At 66.8% G+C, this 974-nt stretch carries 1 protein-coding gene; it reads left to right on the top strand.

Annotated features, from left to right (window positions below):
- Nucleotides 1-974 (top strand): serine hydroxymethyltransferase (gene glyA / locus F3J18_RS37575; RefSeq protein WP_166917216.1); only part of this gene is annotated, 974 nt, incomplete at both ends.

Consider the following 974-nt stretch of genomic DNA (forward strand, 5'->3'; position numbering starts at 1 on the left):
GACCTCTGGCAGGCGATCCAGCAGGAAAACCAGCGCCAGGAAGATCACATCGAGCTGATCGCCTCCGAGAACTACACGAGCCCGGCCGTGATGGCCGCGCAGGGCTCGCAACTGACCAACAAGTACGCCGAGGGCTATCCCGGCAAGCGCTACTACGGCGGCTGCGAATACGTCGACGTGGTGGAGCAGCTGGCGATCGATCGCGTCAAGGCGCTGTTCGGCGCCGAGGCCGCGAACGTGCAGCCGAACTCGGGTTCGCAGGCGAACCAGGGCGTGTTCTTCGCGATGCTCAAGCCGGGCGACACCATCATGGGCATGAGCCTGGCGCATGGCGGCCACCTCACGCACGGCTCGCCGGTGAATATGTCGGGCAAGTGGTTCAACGTCGTGAGCTACGGCCTGAACGAAGGCGAGGACATCGACTACGAAGCGGCCGAGAAGCTGGCGCAGGAGCACAAGCCGAAGATGATCGTGGCGGGCGCCTCGGCGTTCGCGCTGAAGATCGACTTCGAGCGCCTGGCGAAGATCGCCAAGGCGGTGGGCGCCTACCTGATGGTGGACATGGCGCACTACGCGGGGCTGATCGCGGCGGGCGTGTACCCGAACCCGGTGCCGCACGCGGACTTCGTGACGACCACCACGCACAAGAGCCTGCGCGGCCCGCGCGGCGGCGTGATCCTGATGAAGGCCGAGTACGAGAAGCCGATCAACTCGGCGATCTTCCCGGGGATCCAGGGCGGCCCGCTGATGCACGTGATCGCGGCCAAGGCGGTGGCGTTCAAGGAAGCGGCCTCGCCGGAGTTCAAGACCTACCAGCAGCAGGTGGTGGAGAACGCGCGGGTGCTGGCGGAGACGCTGGTCAAGCGCGGGCTGCGCATCGTGTCGGGCCGCACGGAAAGCCACGTGATGCTGGTGGACCTGCAGGCCAAGAAGATCACGGGCAAGGCGGCGGAAGCGGCGCTGGGCGCGGCGCA

Source organism: Burkholderia sp. Ax-1720 (genome assembly GCF_011753035.1).
In the GTDB taxonomy this organism is placed as follows: Bacteria; Pseudomonadota; Gammaproteobacteria; order Burkholderiales; family Burkholderiaceae; genus Burkholderia; species Burkholderia gladioli.